This is a genomic window from Algoriphagus sp. oki45, from assembly GCF_036245605.1.
Taxonomy (GTDB): Bacteria; Bacteroidota; Bacteroidia; order Cytophagales; family Cyclobacteriaceae; genus Algoriphagus.
The window spans coordinates 1-434 of record NZ_BTPC01000015.1 but is presented as its reverse complement, the minus strand read 5'-3'; the positions used below and the strand labels follow the sequence as shown (position 1 = coordinate 434).

Below are 434 nucleotides of genomic sequence, written 5' to 3'. Positions count from 1 at the left end.
GTTTGATTTGTAAGTCCTGATAGCTGAAAAAGTCTCCTCAGAATTGTTGATCACACTCAAAAAGCTATCTAATTATAGAGTTTTCAGCCCTTCCAAACCCGTTTTGGAAGGGCTTTTTTATGGCGTGGGCATAGCTTTCCCAGCCCGACAAAAATCAGTCATTAAAATTGGGTAGGTACAGAAGAAAAGTCTGCCTTTGGCGGGCCACGCTTGGGCAGGCGCTGGATGCTCACCATGCTTTCCTTCTGACAGCAAGGACAATATCGCGGGTTGAAGCTTTCCAGAATTCTGGGTTCGGGTTCCGGAATCGAAATTCCAAGTTCCCGATGGATTAGCGGAATGGTGAGCTGCTTGGCCGAACTTCCCAATATTCCAAAGTGTCGGATCCGAACCAGTCCTTTGGGCAGAATATGCATGGAGAATCGCCGGATAAA

The 434-nt window shown here is 47.0% G+C and carries 1 protein-coding gene; it reads right to left on the bottom strand.

The window, feature by feature from the left end; all coding sequences use genetic code 11:
• Positions 1-161: 161 nt before the first annotated feature.
• Positions 162-434: transposase (locus tag AAA942_RS20230; RefSeq protein WP_338222126.1), on the bottom strand; the 273-nt coding region annotated here is incomplete at its 5' end.